The sequence below is a fragment of the Paenibacillus sp. BAC0078 genome (genome assembly GCF_054483875.1).
Window position 1 is genome coordinate 409,144 of record NZ_JBTLRW010000004.1, and the last position, 14,019, is coordinate 423,162.

Annotated in this window: 17 protein-coding genes; 15 read left to right on the forward strand and 2 right to left on the reverse strand. The window is 50.6% G+C overall.

Translation table 11 applies throughout. The features are described from left to right. The first annotated feature begins 53 nt into the window (after positions 1-53). Together hisC and ACX1DY_RS11295 are read left to right on the forward strand one after the other, a co-directional pair. Entirely contained in the window at positions 54-1,151 is a 1,098-nt protein-coding gene (hisC, locus tag ACX1DY_RS11290; protein WP_458964288.1) for a histidinol-phosphate transaminase, read from the forward strand. A gap of 48 nt (positions 1,152-1,199) precedes the next feature. Then, complete coding sequence (locus ACX1DY_RS11295) at positions 1,200-2,294, forward strand: prephenate dehydrogenase (RefSeq protein ID WP_458964289.1); 1,095 nt, start codon at positions 1,200-1,202, stop codon at positions 2,292-2,294. Between the two features lie 96 nt (positions 2,295-2,390). On the opposite strand, the gene ACX1DY_RS11300 is transcribed toward ACX1DY_RS11295, so the two are convergent. Continuing rightward, positions 2,391-3,332: a ketopantoate reductase family protein gene (locus tag ACX1DY_RS11300; RefSeq protein WP_458964290.1), complete on the reverse strand. Its 942-nt coding sequence runs from the start codon at positions 3,330-3,332 to the stop codon at positions 2,391-2,393. Between the two features lie 252 nt (positions 3,333-3,584). Here ACX1DY_RS11300 and ACX1DY_RS11305 point away from each other — a divergent pair, with 252 nt between their 5' ends. From ACX1DY_RS11305 to ACX1DY_RS11365, 13 genes are all read left to right on the forward strand, one after another. Beyond that, on the forward strand, positions 3,585-4,157 hold the full coding sequence (locus ACX1DY_RS11305) for a TetR/AcrR family transcriptional regulator (RefSeq protein ID WP_458964291.1): 573 nt from the start codon (positions 3,585-3,587) through the stop codon (positions 4,155-4,157). Between the two features lie 569 nt (positions 4,158-4,726). Further along, the gene (locus ACX1DY_RS11310; RefSeq protein ID WP_458964292.1) at positions 4,727-5,314 is read left to right on the forward strand and encodes an RNA polymerase sigma factor; all 588 of its coding nucleotides are present in this window, start codon (positions 4,727-4,729) and stop codon (positions 5,312-5,314) included. Between the two features lie 5 nt (positions 5,315-5,319). Continuing rightward, complete coding sequence (locus ACX1DY_RS11315; protein WP_458964293.1) at positions 5,320-5,913, forward strand: anti-sigma factor family protein; 594 nt, start codon at positions 5,320-5,322, stop codon at positions 5,911-5,913. A 160-nt stretch (positions 5,914-6,073) separates the two neighbouring features. Next, on the forward strand, positions 6,074-6,661 hold the full coding sequence (locus ACX1DY_RS11320; RefSeq protein ID WP_458964294.1) for a histidine phosphatase family protein: 588 nt from the start codon (positions 6,074-6,076) through the stop codon (positions 6,659-6,661). 91 nt (positions 6,662-6,752) lie between these two features. Beyond that, positions 6,753-7,838: a hypothetical protein gene (locus tag ACX1DY_RS11325; RefSeq protein ID WP_458964295.1), complete on the forward strand. Its 1,086-nt coding sequence runs from the start codon at positions 6,753-6,755 to the stop codon at positions 7,836-7,838. Positions 7,839-7,849: 11 nt separating this feature from the next. Continuing rightward, positions 7,850-8,356: a gamma carbonic anhydrase family protein gene (locus tag ACX1DY_RS11330; RefSeq protein WP_458964296.1), complete on the forward strand. Its 507-nt coding sequence runs from the start codon at positions 7,850-7,852 to the stop codon at positions 8,354-8,356. Positions 8,357-8,374: 18 nt separating this feature from the next. Further along, the gene (locus ACX1DY_RS11335) at positions 8,375-8,554 is read left to right on the forward strand and encodes an IDEAL domain-containing protein (protein WP_019910001.1); all 180 of its coding nucleotides are present in this window, start codon (positions 8,375-8,377) and stop codon (positions 8,552-8,554) included. Between the two features lie 183 nt (positions 8,555-8,737). After that, positions 8,738-9,163: a DUF2487 family protein gene (locus ACX1DY_RS11340; protein WP_458964297.1), complete on the forward strand. Its 426-nt coding sequence runs from the start codon at positions 8,738-8,740 to the stop codon at positions 9,161-9,163. A gap of 219 nt (positions 9,164-9,382) precedes the next feature. Continuing rightward, positions 9,383-9,937 (forward strand): QcrA and Rieske domain-containing protein, encoded by a 555-nt coding sequence (locus ACX1DY_RS11345; protein ID WP_458964298.1) that lies wholly within the window; start codon positions 9,383-9,385, stop codon positions 9,935-9,937. A gap of 5 nt (positions 9,938-9,942) precedes the next feature. Beyond that, positions 9,943-10,614: a menaquinol-cytochrome c reductase cytochrome b subunit gene (gene qcrB / locus ACX1DY_RS11350; protein WP_458964299.1), complete on the forward strand. Its 672-nt coding sequence runs from the start codon at positions 9,943-9,945 to the stop codon at positions 10,612-10,614. 29 nt (positions 10,615-10,643) lie between these two features. Beyond that, complete coding sequence (locus ACX1DY_RS11355) at positions 10,644-11,516, forward strand: c-type cytochrome (RefSeq protein ID WP_458964300.1); 873 nt, start codon at positions 10,644-10,646, stop codon at positions 11,514-11,516. Positions 11,517-11,609: 93 nt separating this feature from the next. Beyond that, entirely contained in the window at positions 11,610-12,245 is a 636-nt protein-coding gene (locus tag ACX1DY_RS11360) for a DUF1405 domain-containing protein (RefSeq protein ID WP_458964301.1), read from the forward strand. Positions 12,246-12,301: 56 nt separating this feature from the next. Further along, a complete protein-coding gene (locus ACX1DY_RS11365; RefSeq protein WP_458964302.1) occupies positions 12,302-13,201 on the forward strand; it encodes a sporulation protein YpjB in 900 nt (299 codons plus the stop codon). 266 nt (positions 13,202-13,467) lie between these two features. Here ACX1DY_RS11365 and ACX1DY_RS11370 read toward each other — a convergent pair. Next, a partial coding sequence (locus tag ACX1DY_RS11370; RefSeq protein WP_458964303.1) for an IS256 family transposase occupies positions 13,468-14,019 on the reverse strand: 552 nt, incomplete at its 5' end.

The window sequence follows — 14,019 nt, forward strand, 5'->3', positions numbered from 1 at the left end:
TCTGCTGTCAGGACTGAAGCAGTTCTAATATTTATGGAGAGTGAGGACCGTTCATGAATCCGAAACCGAATATCGTTAACCTCCCTGTATACAAGCCTGGGAAACCTATCGAGGAGGTCAAGAAGGAGCTTGGCTTAGACGAAGTCATTAAGCTGGCCTCCAATGAGAACCCATATGGGTCTTCACCGAGTGCAAGAGCCGCCATCGTAGCTGAGCTGGGCAATCTGTATCTGTACCCGGACGGTTCGGCTGCCGAATTGACGGCGGCAGTGGCCGCTCACCTTGGAGTGCAGAGCGACAACATTATTTTTGGCTGCGGCTCCGATGAGGTCATTGCCTTGATTGCCCGTGCGTTCTTCCTGCCGGGAGACGAGACCATAATGGCGGATCAGACCTTTTCCGTATATAAAAGCAATGCCGAAATTGAAGGTGCGGTCTCGATTGAAGTACCGCTTGCGGAGGGTACGCATGATCTGGACGCTATGCTGGCCCGGGTTACCGACCGCACCAAAGTAATCTGGATCTGTAATCCCAATAATCCAACCGGAACCATTGTGCCCGAGGAGGCGCTGATCAAATTCCTGAACGCGGTTCCTGCCGGAGTGATGGTTGTTCTGGATGAGGCTTATTCCGAATACGTGACCGATCCTTCCTATTCGAATGGCATCAAGCTGCTGGATGCTTATCCAAATCTGGTCGTACTGCGGACATTCTCTAAAATCTACGGTCTCGCTGCACTGCGAATTGGCTATGGCGTGGCAAGTCCGGAGATTATTTCCTTGATCAACAAGGTTCGTGAACCGTTCAATACTACACGCTTGGCGCAGGTTGGCGCCTTGGCTGCGCTGGCAGACCAGGAGTATGTGCAGGAATGCCGCCGCCTGAACAGTGCGGGCATCGTGCAGCTTCAGAATGAATTCAAACGTCTGGGCCTTGCTTCTTTCCCGGCACATGGCAATTTCATTATGGTGGATGTGCGGAAGCCGGCTGTTGAGGTTTTTGATGCCTTGCTGCGTCAGGGGATTATTATCAGAGCGGGACATCAGTTGTACCCGACTTATATTCGTGTCACTGTCGGATCTGTGGAGCAGAATAAGGCATTTATTGCTGCTCTGGAGCAGGTGCTTCAGGAACAGGGAGTACAGGCCTGAGGGGCAGCCCACAAGACGAATCCATAGAAGGCAGGTAGTTCAAAGAACATGACGACAAAAATAGCAATTTTCGGTGTCGGTCTGATCGGAGGCTCACTGGCCCTTTGCTTCAAAGGCAAGGAGGGCCTGACCGTTGTAGGCCATGCCCACCGTCCTGAATCGGCAATAAAATACGTCAGCAGAGGTGTGGTCGATCAGGCCACACTTTCTATTGAGGAAGCGGCGCTGGACGCCGATTTCATTTTTTTATGTGTGCCTGTCGGCATGCTGGAGGACTATTTGCAACGCCTGAGCAAGCTGCCGCTGAAGCCCGGCTGCATTATTACGGATGTTGGCAGCACGAAGGCCACGATTGCCGCTTGCGCGGTGGCCCTGGATCTGCCCGGGGTGCATTTCATCGGCGGCCATCCGATGGCCGGCTCCGAGCGCTCTGGTGTGGAAGCCGCCTCTTCGCTGCTGTTCGAGAATGCTTATTATGTGCTGACACCTCCGCCTGGAGTGCCGGAGGAAGCTTATCAGGCACTTGAAGCGTTGCTTCTACATACCAAAGCTCAGATCGTCCGGCTGCAGCCGGACCGCCACGATGAGATTGTCGGAGCAATCAGCCATTTGCCGCATATCATTGCGGTGGCTCTGGTCAATCAGATCCGGGCCTATGACGATACGGACTCATTGTACAGTACACTGGCTGCCGGAGGTTTCCGTGACATTACGCGGATTGCCTCCAGCGATCCGATTATCTGGCGCGATATCCTGCTGAACAACCGCCCGGTTATGCTTCGTCTGCTCAAGGATTGGAATGAAGAGGTTTCTTCATTTGTCCAAATGCTGGAAGAAGCCGATGGCGAAGGTATTGAGGCTGCATTCCATGAGGCGAATGATTTCCGCAGCCAGTTGCCGGAGCGGCGCAAGGGGATGATCACACCGCTGTTCGATTTGCATATTGATGTTCCCGATCATCCGGGGATCATCGGGCGTATCGCAACAGAGCTTGGGGATCAGGGCATCAACCTCAGCAACGTGCAGATTATCGAGAGCCGCGAGGATGTTCCGGGCATTATGCGCCTGTCCTTCCGCCAGGAGAACGATATGGAGCGGGCCAAGATACTGCTGCAGAACAACGATTATACGGTTTACGTGTAACGCAGGATAATTTCCCCTTTAAGCAGATACTTCTACAAGCCTTGTGTCACATAAGGAAAGGAGTGAGCTTGGAGGGGATTTTGTCTGTGGAATCGTTTATTTCTGCACACGCTGGGGATAAATTACGAGCCTGTCCCAGTTAGGGGTAGGAATGTCGGCACGCTTCTTCAATTCAGTAAAGGCTTGATGTAATGCAGACACCTCGTCAGCGGACACTGCCTTATCGCCCAGAAGCATTCGGCCAACGGGTGTGGACAAGACAAGCTTCAGCACAAGGTGGAACATCCTCCGTTGTTTCCGGGCCAGCTTCACTTGGCTAGCAGGCGTAACCGTATAGCCGAGATGTTCCAGTACTTGATTGCCTTCATCTACAGCAGAAATGACATGCATAAGCAGCTTGCTGTCTTTTGCAGCTTTGCGCAAATCGCCGTCATAGGAAGACGCAATGAAATTCAGGGGAAGAATCATTATATAGTGGCTTTTCAGCCATTCATCCATATCGTGATGGTAAGTCAATGTATAATTGGCGTTAACAAAAGCCTGGTCAATCACTGCCCTCCAAGGCAGCTCCTCACCTAAACCGCCGATAATCATTTGCACCTTATAACCCCGTACGTTGATCATCCGGCCGCTTTCTCTCCAACCACCGTTCACTTGAAATCCGAAGGCAACCTTTTTCTCCACTGGACTGTTCGCCTGCAGATAGTTCTGCATCGCTTGGGGAGCTGCATTATTCCCTACGAGTATCACATGATTGCTGTGATTCGCCGCAAGAGCAGGCAGCACGGACTGGAAGTCCGGATATTTCATCACTACAAAAATCAGGTCATAAATATCCTCAGGCCGCAGCTCATTGATAACAGCTACCTTATCGGTTGTTGTATAGAGCTGGAAATAATGGCGGATTACATTACCGTTCTTTTGCAATTCTTCGAACCGCCGGCCTCTGGCCAGTATAGTTACATCGTTCCCGCCGCGCACCAGCACATGGGCTAAATAGCTTCCCAATACTCCGGCGCCATACACCAATATTTTCATGGATAATCCCTCCCAATAATGCTTGCCCATACGAACTGAATTGAATTTCTTCCTTCCAGTCTTCAGAGCAGCTGCTATGTAAAGTTTTTTAATATCGCTCCTGATATTTAAAAACTACTACTGCTTGATTCTAGCTCTGCCGTAAAGTGCCTGTCAACAGGTTTTTAAATAATGATGATAATATTTAAAAACCTAATCAATCATGATATTATTAATCTTATTTATTCATAAGGTGGGAGGGAGCGCAGCGCTATGAACAAATTCGAAATCAGAACACAAAATAAGAAGGCAGCAATCGTTGCAGCAGCACTGAAGCTTTTTGAAGAAAAGGGCTTCATCCATGTCAGTATAAAAGACATTGCTGCTGAATCCGGCGTTTCTTCTGTATCGCTGTATAACTATTTTGGAAACAAGGAAGGGGTGGTCAGGGAATGTGCGGATATGCTGATGCAGAATACCGTCCGTAAGGCCAAGGAGCTCATGAGCTCAAACATCGATTATAAAGATAAAATCCTACAGATCCTGGAAATTTGTACTGATCAGGATTATCAGTTACTGAGCTCCCCCGGGGCCGTAGAGGATCAAGTGTTATCAAGCCTATACAGTGCGAATACTAACCGGATCAGGATCGAACTAATACAGGAGTTCATTGCGCTCGGGAGGAAAGAGGGGGCAGTTGATCGTTCGGTTTCTCTTGAAACCATTTTAGACTTATTAAATGCAATCGGGTCGCTCCAAGTATCCTGGGCAAGAACCGGTAATTACAAAGAAAAAATGGCTGAGCTTAACCAGCTCCTCTTGTTTGGATTAATTGGAAGGCCATGAATTCCAGCATCTGTATCAGGTAACCATACGAAAAATAGAAGTGTTTATAACTATTAGATAATGGATGCTAAAAATGGACAAAAAAAAGACCGCTTACATAATAAGCGGTTACAGTCCACAATTTCTTGGAACTGTGTAGTTTTTGGATAGGAGTGGAGAGAAACCATACTGTACTTTTATTATATGTATCCGTTTACATTTTGTCAACACTTTATTCAAAAGTAAATCGGATAATTTTTGTTTGTTTTTCGACCTCAATCCGGGGCTTAGAACGCTATTCCTGACGGCTCAAGTCTACTAATGTCATCCAGTTGGAATATATGTTATACTAGCTTAGTATGTTTATAGACTTCCAGCAGGTACATACATAACGACCCGGTGATCTGTTGCGTGGAAATCAGTGGATATGCATGCCTTATTTTTCGGGTGCCTGAATATACATAGGAAGTATCTGCGTTAAAATGCTGCGAATTTGGAATAGTACCGCAACTTTTTGAGCCCGGCCCGGTATAACGAAGTATGGACCGGACGGGATTAAACGTGCAAGGGCGAGGAGGGCCGATCTCACCATGACGGATTCCCAGTTGATCCAGCTAATCAAGCAAGGAAATACAGAAATATATTCAGAATTAATGCGGCGTTACCAACGTAAAATACTGGCTTTTGTCTATCATATGCTCAAGAATTCCCATTTGGAGCTGCTTGCCGAGGATCTGTGCTCGGAGACCTTCTATAAGGCTTTCCGCAGCCTTCATTCCTTCCGGGAGGTGGACGCATCCTTCTCGACGTGGCTGTACACAATCGCCCGGAATACGGTGCTTAGCGAGCTGCGCAAGAACCGTGCCGGCAACGTGTCTCTGGAAGAGAGCGGATATACGCCTGTAGCCCCGTCCGAAGTGGCTCCAGAGCAGGCCGCGCTACGTAAAGAACGGATGAATCTGGTTCGTGAGGCGATCAATAACCTCCCCGAGAAGCAGCGCTCGGCGCTTATTCTGAGGGAGTACGATCAGATGGATTACCAGGAGATTGCTGTGATTTTGGATCAGAGTGTAAGCTCCGTGAAGTCACTATTGTTCCGTGCCAGGAGCAGTGTGAAGCTCCAGCTCGAATCCTATTTTTATGAGCCTGAGGCAGAAGAGCAGGCTGAGAGGGTGTAAGGCCAATGAATTGCAGGGAAGCGCAGGATTCCTTTCCGCTTCTGTGGGACGCTCCCCCCACCGACCCGAGGCGGATTGAACTGGAAAGGCATATTGCGGGCTGTCCTTACTGCAGCGCTGAGTGGGCGCTCTGGCAGGAGAGCAGCGAGCTGATGCAAGAAACAAAGATTGAAGTCAGCGAAGAACGTGCGGAGGCTGTCAATCTTCGGGTGATGGAGCGGATTTACCTGGAAAGCCCTTGGCTGTTGCCGGGGGACGGTAAGTCTCCTGGGAATTCTACCGTTTTCCGCCGTCGGCTGAGCCTTTGGATCGCCTGCTTTTTGGCGGTTTTTATATCCAGCTTTCTTTATTTCACAATGTTCAGAACTCCTGATAACACCACTTCAGCCCAGAGCGGAATTGTGGACACGGGTGTAGCCGGTACGTCTTTGGACTGGTCATCCTCCTATCCGGCTTCGGAAGCGGGAGGCGGCATTATTGAGCCGCTCGTCGTAAGCATGGGGCCAACCCACCCGCAATATTGGATGATGCTGTCCATGCTGGGAGTAGGGCTGTCGATATTTTTACTGTTCAGACTGAACCGTTACCGCAGACATTAGGAAGCTCACTTACCTTTAGGGTAAAGCGGGCTTTTTTTGTTTTTCCTTTTTGCGCGGAGACTGAATGTATATACATGATTAATCTTCAAAATGAAGACATTTGTTTTCATTCGTGTTACATTAGTAAGCAAACATAAAAGAAAGGGCTGGGTGATAGGCGATGCTGATCGGCTTAATACGCCATGGGCTGACGGATTGGAATGTGGAGGGAAGAATACAGGGGCAAAGCGACATTCCGCTAAATGACGAAGGCCGCAGGCAGGCTGACATGCTGGGAGACCGGCTTCTGCAGGAGCCTTACCACTGGGATTATTGCATTACCAGCAGTCTTTCCCGCGCAGCAGAGACAGGCCGGATTATTGCCGGTAAGCTCGGTATTCCACTTCTTGAGCCGGATGACCGCATCCGTGAGCGTGCCTATGGCCAGGTTGAGGGAATGACAGCAGCGCAGCGCGAAGAGAAATGGGGCAAGGATTGGAATAGGCTGCCGCTCGGACAAGAGACGGATGAACAACTGCAGGCACGTGCCTTGGATTTTATGGAAGAGATTGCGGCGCGTCACCCGGAGAAGAATATTCTCGTCATATCGCATGGCGGGTTTTTGGCACAGCTATACATTGCATTGTATAAGGATAAATTTTCAGAGCGTTTGGGCAACCTCTCACTTACCATTTTGGAGAAAAAAGATCAGGACTGGAATCCGCTGTTGTACAATTGTACTCGGCATATCCTGCAAAATCAGCATTAACCCGAACCTTCGGGTTATTTTTTTTTGAGAAATAAGGAATAAAAAGGGCTGTATTTCCCATAATGGTAGTAAAACGGCGAGGCGATAAAAGATGAATCTGGCGGATATGCTCACTTACGCGGACATTGGTCAGCTTACCGCCATAGCGGGACACTACCAGTGTGATTGCAAACGAAATTCTAAACATGATTTGATTCAAAGTATATTAATCACACTGGGAAGCCGGGATTTCATGGAATCCCATATCCGTGAATGCGCCCCCGAGGAGCTGCGGTTTCTGAACACATTGCTGTTCGATGAGCGCAGCCATTACAGTCTTGAAGATTTGCTTGCTGCTGCGAGGCTTGCTTCGTTCGATGCCGTACCCGGCAAACATGGGGGCTACCGTGAAATGATCAGCCGGTTCAAAAACGGCGGTTGGCTCTTCAGCGGCGCTTCTCAGCAAAACAGGTATTTGTTCCAAGTGCCCCAGGATCTGAAGAACCGTTTCCGTGAAGAAATGGGCGAATATCTCAAAGAACGTATTCCCTTAAGCTCCGAGCCTGCAATATACCGGGCCGAAGGGGATATGCTGGCCGGCGATCTGCTGCTGCTTCTGCGTTATGTCAAGGAGAATGAGCCGGAGCTGAACCAGGAAGGCGCGATGTATAAAAGATATCAGCAGGGGATTATGAATGCCCTCCAGATTCCTGAACCCCTTCTTGGCAAAGGCGGCTGGAGATTCGGCTATGGCAGAGCGTGTGAGCATTATCCGCCCAGGCTGGCCCTTATGGTTGATTATGCCCGTCACCGCCGCTGGACCTCGGAAGAGGGCTTTCGCTTAAAGCTTACCGTGGCGGGAGAGAAGCAGGTGTCTGAGGGGAATGCGGAAAGGCTGATGCAGTTATATTCCTTTTGGTTAAAACTGTATAAAGGCGCTGTTCCCAATCTCTCATCCCTCGTATACTGGATTAGTGTAAGCGCGGGGAAGTGGGTCACTGTTTCCTCATTGCTTGCGGGAATCGGTTGGCTGATTAAGCCGTTTTATTACGATGATGCCGCTTCGATTCTGGAACAGCGCATACTGCGGATGATGCTGCATCTTGGGATGCTGCGGTTAGGCGAGACCTCTGAGGGTCCCGCAGTCATGATCACTCCTTGGGGAGCGGAGGCAGCTATTCCGAAGCAGCTTAGGTAAGGGGGAGAAGGATGCGGATAGCTTATGGGAACTACATACCGCAGATTGACGAATCTGTATTCGAAGCCGAAGGGGCGAAGCTGGTAGGAGATGTAAGAGTGGGCCGTCACTCCAGCATTTGGTTCAATGCAGTGTTGCGGGGAGATCTTGCTCCGGTCATTATCGGGGAGCGCTGCAACATCCAAGACGGAGCCGTAGGCCATGTGGCGGAAGGTCTGCCGCTGGTGCTGGCTGATGATATTTCGGTCGGCCATTCAGCGATTATCCACGGGTGCAGGATAGGCAAAGGCACATTAATCGGAATGGGTGCGATTGTGTTGAACGGAGCAGAGATTGGTGAATATGCTTTAGTAGGAGCCGGATCAATTGTAACCGAAAACAAAATCATACCGCCCTATACCCTCTCCCTTGGTTCACCGGCTAAGGTGGTCCGTGAATTGAATGAACAGGATCTGCTGAGGATGTCACGCACAAGCGCGAGTTATGTGAAAAAAGCACAGGAATATGGAATTATCTAGACAGCGGAGGTGTATCGAATGGACAAAATGAAGGCTACCTATGAAGTGATGCTAGGACTTATGGCAGAAATGGTGTGGGATGAAGCGCTTCGAAAGCGCCGTACCGACATCTTGTACCGGGAGATCGACACGGCGCTGGCTGCCGGTGATAAGGCGGCGTTTCGCAATTTGACTGAAGAACTGAAAAGTTTGGCATAAACTAAAGGGAAATGCGCCTGGCGCATTTCTTTTTTTGTGGCCGCTCTCATATGTACAAAGAATAGCTCATGTCCGTCCATTGTCTGTAACGCCGCCTGTACCTTATAATAGCTGAAGCTTAACTGATAATAATAAGGGCACGATAGGTAGACGGGAGACCGTTTCGATTAAGGGGGAGCTATTATGAAATTCAGTGATTTCACTACAGATAGCTGGACAGAAAACGGCAGATTTTATGATACTTGTCTGCTTCCGTTAACGGGTCTGAGCGGTACAGAAAGCCCTGCCGAGGTGACGGCGGCGCTGGAGCGGCTGCGGGATTTTCTTGAGCTGGTTGAAAAACCATTCCAGGGCCGCATCGTAACCTATCCGGCAGTGCAGTACATAGAAGCTAATTCGGCCGAGGTAGTCAACGAGATTTGCCGAAAAGTCAAATCCAAAACCTTCCAGTATGTGATTGTGCTGACGGCGGATGTTTCCTTATCGGGAATGGGAATTGCTGAAAGCGATTTACTCCTTTCCCTGACTGATATTCAGGCCTCTCAAGCTCCTTCAATAAGCAGCTATATCAGTGAGAAAATACAAGCGATGTGGCAGCAGGGAAGATAAGATAAATGTGACAGAAAATCAACAATTTATTGAAAAAGGCAAAAATACGCCTGTCACAATTTAGACAATATTCTTGACGGGTTATGGAGCCTGGGCTATGATTAGGTTGAACTTATGTTGTGTGACTATTGTCATTGAAAACAGTTAATTTACAGAATATGTATTACTATCTAATCTGCAGGTGCCTTCTCCATTATTGAAAAGGGGGTTACACACCGTATGAGCAGCCATAATGAGGAGCATGAGCCGATTCCGCAAGGACCTCCCAGCCGAAAAGAAATGTCACGCAGACAGTTCTTGACGTATACGCTTGGTGGTGCAACCGCTTTCATGGGAGCGGGAGCCCTTCTGCCCATGATCCGTTTCGCCGTAGATCCGGTATTACATAAGAAAGGTGCGGGAGAATTCATTAAGGTTGCCGAGACGGCCAAAATCACCGGTGTTCCGCAGGAATTTACCTTTGAGCTGGCGCAGCAGGACGGCTGGTATGCCAGTACAGCTACGCTGACCGCGTGGATACGTAAGGACGAGAACGGAGAAATTTATGCACTCTCGCCGGTCTGCAAGCATTTGGGCTGCACGGTGGGCTGGAACAATGACAAGGCATACCCGGATGAATATCACTGCCCCTGCCATGGAGCGAGGTATACCAAGCTAGGTAAAAATCTCGCTGTAGCCCCTAAGCCCCTTGACCAGTACAAGATCAAGATTGACGGAGAATGGGTCTACCTAGGCGAGATCGTTCCCAATACCGAGGTTAATAAGGAGGCGTAGATCTGATGTTTAAAAATATCTACAACTGGATTGATGAACGTCTGGATATTACGCCGATCTGGAGAGATGTGGCAGACCACGAGGTTCCCGAGCATGTCAATCCGGCCCATCACTTCTCGGCATTTGTGTACTGCTTTGGCGGGCTAACTTTTTTCATTACGGTCATTCAGATCCTGTCGGGCATGTTCCTGACCATGTATTATGTTCCTGATATTATAAATGCGTATGCCAGTGTGGAATATTTGCAGACTAAGGTTGCCTTTGGGCAGATTGTGCGCGGGATGCACCACTGGGGGGCCAGCCTGGTGATAGTGATGATGTTTCTGCACACGATGCGCGTATTCTTCACCGGCTCCTACAAGGCACCGCGCGAGATGAACTGGGTGGTCGGGATGCTGATTTTTTTCGTGATGCTGGGTCTGGGGCTTACCGGCTACTTGCTTCCGTGGGACAACAAGGCCTATTTTGCCACCAAGGTTACGCTTGAGATTGCCAATTCCGTACCGGTCATGGGGCCGGTGCTGAAGGAGCTGATGCAGGGCGGCAATATCGTCGGTGCGGAAACGCTGACCCGCTTTTTTGCGCTCCATGTATTCTTCCTCCCGGCGGTCCTGCTTATTCTGCTCGTCGGACACTTTATCATGATCCGCAGACAGGGTATCTCTGGTCCGTTGTAAGCTTGGTCCACAGCAAAGGAGGAAATGCAATGGCTCACGGCGACAAGTCCAAAGAAAAGGTTGTATATGTGGGGGATTCCCGGGTCCGCAGGGGCAATGGCTTCATCACACCGCCGGACTATACAGCATATCCCGGCAAATCGGAAGCTTTTATTCCCAACTTTCTGCTCAAGGAGTGGATGGTCGGTGTCGTGGTGTTGGTGGGCATACTGGTGCTGACGATTTCTGAGCCGGCTCCGCTCGGGTTTCCCGCGAATGCCAGCGCTACTGTTATTCCGATTCCGGACTGGTATTTCCTGTTTCTCTATCAATACTTGAAGCTGCCCTATGCATCGGGCGATTATATCGTGCTGGGAACGCTGGGCGTTACCGGGGTGGCCTTCGGTTCGCTGCTGCTGGCTCCGTTCCTTGATACAGGGCGTGAGCGCCGCTTCTACCGCCGTCCGATTGCTTCTTCTCTGATGTTCCTCTCCCTGGCCGCGATCATCTATTTAACCAATACCGCCTGGACAGAATATAAGCATGAAATGGCTGAAACAGGACAGATCCCTGAAGATGTGCAGCGTGAGGAGAAGGCGGCCGAGAACAAAGCCAAGGGCTTGCCAGCCACAAGCGCGGTGAAGGCCAAGGAGGTTGCCATCGTGGACAAGGATGATCCGGCAATGGCGCTGTTCAAGCAGGCCACCTGTGTGACCTGTCATGCGGTGGATCTGAAAGGTGCCGGAGGGCCGTCGCTGCGGGGAGTGGGGGATAGGCTGGATAAGGAAGCTATTCTCACGATCGTCAAAAACGGCCGGGGGCAGATGCCGCCGATGGCAGAGACAGCGATGTCGGCAGGACTGAGCGAGCAGGATATCGACAGCCTGGCGGGCTGGCTTGCCAAACAAAAAAGCGAACAGTAAAATAATAATGACGCACTAGCCTGATCGTATTTGCGGTCGGGCTTTTGTATGCATTCATATTAAGCTGCCACATTCGGGAGGTAAAGATTGTATATGCCGTTTCAATGGTTCGACAAGCTGTTCAAGCACCGGGGAGTCATGTGGCTGCTCTTTATTGTGAATTTTCTCGGTACGATTTACGGGTACATATGGTATGCCAATCAATTGGAATTTACGGCAAAAAATTATCCTGCCTGGCTGCTCCCCTTTGTCCCTGACAGCCCGACGGCAAGCCTGTTCTTTACGCTTGCTCTGCTGCTGCTGCTCTATCCGCCTAAGGGGTTAAAAGGAACGCTCATCCGTGAGCTGATTGAAGCGCTGGCGGTTGTCACGTCGGTGAAGTACGGGATTTGGGCGGTTGGCATAATTTTTGCCGGAGGCTATCAGGGCAATGAATTAGGCTGGAAGGACTGGATGCTGGTGGTTTCGCATACCGGAATGGCGGTTGAAGCGCTGATCTACGCCCGTTTCTTCTCCTTCCGCAGAATGCTGCCCCTGGCGCTGCTCTGGACCTTTGCCAATGATATGGTGGATTATTCTGAAGGAGTGTATCCTTGGCTCCCTTCCGTTCTGGAGGATGATGTGACAAGTGTGCAATACGCCACTATTGGGCTTACCTTTTTCAGCGCAGCCGCCGCCTGGCTGTTTGGAGGGAGGTCTTCCCTGGACAAGTCCCGGAGCCGGTACTGACAGGCTGTTCTAACTCTTGTCCTCCTGCCATACATTTAGGGTAGGGGGGATGTCTCATGCCACGCAGAAGGTATGTTGTACTGACAGGTTGGGTGCTGTGCTGGCTGCTGGCCGGCATGAGTGCAGGAAGTGTTCATGCGGAGGCTGAGGCAGCCGCACAGGATTCCGGCAATGGGGTGTCTCTGCATGCAGGAACTACTGCGGGCAGTGTTGCACCGCCGCTTACCGCCAAGAATGCTGCGCAGAAGCTGGAAGAGTCGGCTGAAGCCTTGTATGGATATGTGGAGGAAGGCGATGTGGTCAAGGCTAGGGAGGAGAGCGGGAAGATTTCACAGATCTTTATCTCCTCATCCTTTGAAGGGCTTACCTCTGTAGAAGGGGTGAACGCATTGTCCTCGGTCATTATAGATCTGAAAGGAACGCTGGCCGCAGCGCAAATCTCCCCGCAAAAATGGGAAGCCGCTGCCGCGAGACTCCGGCTTGCCGTCAACAGTCTGAACCATCCGCGCCAGCCGATGTGGCTGCAATATTATAAGCTGATCCGAGAGGATCTGAACGATATGGAGCAAAGCGCTGCGACGAATGACCTCAAGGGCTGGCAGACAGCCCTTGACCGGCTGCAGGGGAGATATGACAATATCCGGCCCGCAGTGATCATTTCCCGCACACCGGAGAGTGTGAACGCCTTTGATTCCTGGCTGTCCTATGCAGCAGGTATTCCTTCTTCATCGCAGCCTATACAGCGTGCCAGACTGCTGGAGATTATCTCCTACGGCCAGGACGCGGCCCGGGTGCTGTTCGGAAAAGAGCGGAACGAACCGGCACTCACGCTGCCGCTTGCCCCGCAGGGGTATAGTATTTGGGGCCTGCTGGCTGGAGGATTCATCATAGCCTCGCTGGTCTACGTTGCCTACCGGAAATACCGGGGGGAGAATGAGGAATGGAAGCCGGTGTAAAGCTGGGAATAACGGCAGAAACGCCGTTAATTCAGCCATAGCCTGGCCTGGAGGCGGGAATAACGGCAGAAATGCAGTTAATTCGGCCGCAGCCCGGCCTAGAGGCCGAAATAACAGCAGAAATGCCGTTATTTCAGTCATAGCTGGGCCGGGGGTGGTAGTGTCAAGAAGTTTGTGTAAGAGTAGAGTATCTCATCGGGTGTATCTTATAGGGTGTAAGAGTGTGTAGTGGCGGGGGAACCCCGCCACTACACACTCGCGAACACCTAATCTGCGGCCATTGTTTCGACCGTGGGGTAGCGTTCTTCAAATAACTTGCTTAACTGCTCTTTCACTGTTGGTGCGCCAAACCCTGGGACCATCCGATCCGCAAAACGTTCATTGTAGTCTATCGCCTCCAAGTACACGATTTTTTCTGCCGCATCCATATTGGTCAGACTGTTCATCGGTTTGAGTCGCTTGCGGATTTCCTTGTTCATTCGCTCAATCGGATTCGACGTGTAGATCGCTTTACGGATATCTGCAGGGTACTTGTAGAATGTCAGTAGCGTGGACAGCTGTTCTTCCCATGAATCCATTTCCTTCGGATACAGTTTGCTCCACTTGGCTTTGACGGTATCGAATGCGGCCCGGGCCAACTCTTCATCGGACGCCGTGTACACCGTTTTGAGCGCTTCAATGACGTCCGTCTTGTGTTTGACCCGGATTTTGGGGAACGTGGCACGGACTTTGTGAACGACACAGTGCTGTACATCGGCCTTGGGGTACACTTCTTTGAATGCGGCATCCAGTCCGGGTAGACCGTCAAATACACCGAG

Excerpts from the sequence above, each read along its gene's own strand:
- hisC (WP_458964288.1), top strand. The coding sequence starts at position 54 with ATGAATCCGAAACCGAATATCGTTAACCTCCCTGTATACAAGCCTGGG.
- ACX1DY_RS11295 (WP_458964289.1), top strand. The coding sequence starts at position 1,200 with ATGACGACAAAAATAGCAATTTTCGGTGTCGGTCTGATCGGAGGCTCA.
- ACX1DY_RS11300 (WP_458964290.1), bottom strand. The coding sequence starts at position 3,332 with ATGAAAATATTGGTGTATGGCGCCGGAGTATTGGGAAGCTATTTAGCC.
- ACX1DY_RS11305 (WP_458964291.1), top strand. The coding sequence starts at position 3,585 with ATGAACAAATTCGAAATCAGAACACAAAATAAGAAGGCAGCAATCGTT.
- ACX1DY_RS11310 (WP_458964292.1), top strand. The coding sequence starts at position 4,727 with ATGACGGATTCCCAGTTGATCCAGCTAATCAAGCAAGGAAATACAGAA.
- ACX1DY_RS11315 (WP_458964293.1), top strand. The coding sequence starts at position 5,320 with ATGAATTGCAGGGAAGCGCAGGATTCCTTTCCGCTTCTGTGGGACGCT.
- ACX1DY_RS11320 (WP_458964294.1), top strand. The coding sequence starts at position 6,074 with ATGCTGATCGGCTTAATACGCCATGGGCTGACGGATTGGAATGTGGAG.
- ACX1DY_RS11325 (WP_458964295.1), top strand. The coding sequence starts at position 6,753 with ATGAATCTGGCGGATATGCTCACTTACGCGGACATTGGTCAGCTTACC.
- ACX1DY_RS11330 (WP_458964296.1), top strand. The coding sequence starts at position 7,850 with ATGCGGATAGCTTATGGGAACTACATACCGCAGATTGACGAATCTGTA.
- ACX1DY_RS11335 (WP_019910001.1), top strand. The coding sequence starts at position 8,375 with ATGGACAAAATGAAGGCTACCTATGAAGTGATGCTAGGACTTATGGCA.
- ACX1DY_RS11340 (WP_458964297.1), top strand. The coding sequence starts at position 8,738 with ATGAAATTCAGTGATTTCACTACAGATAGCTGGACAGAAAACGGCAGA.
- ACX1DY_RS11345 (WP_458964298.1), top strand. The coding sequence starts at position 9,383 with ATGAGCAGCCATAATGAGGAGCATGAGCCGATTCCGCAAGGACCTCCC.
- qcrB (WP_458964299.1), top strand. The coding sequence starts at position 9,943 with ATGTTTAAAAATATCTACAACTGGATTGATGAACGTCTGGATATTACG.
- ACX1DY_RS11355 (WP_458964300.1), top strand. The coding sequence starts at position 10,644 with ATGGCTCACGGCGACAAGTCCAAAGAAAAGGTTGTATATGTGGGGGAT.
- ACX1DY_RS11360 (WP_458964301.1), top strand. The coding sequence starts at position 11,610 with ATGCCGTTTCAATGGTTCGACAAGCTGTTCAAGCACCGGGGAGTCATG.
- ACX1DY_RS11365 (WP_458964302.1), top strand. The coding sequence starts at position 12,302 with ATGCCACGCAGAAGGTATGTTGTACTGACAGGTTGGGTGCTGTGCTGG.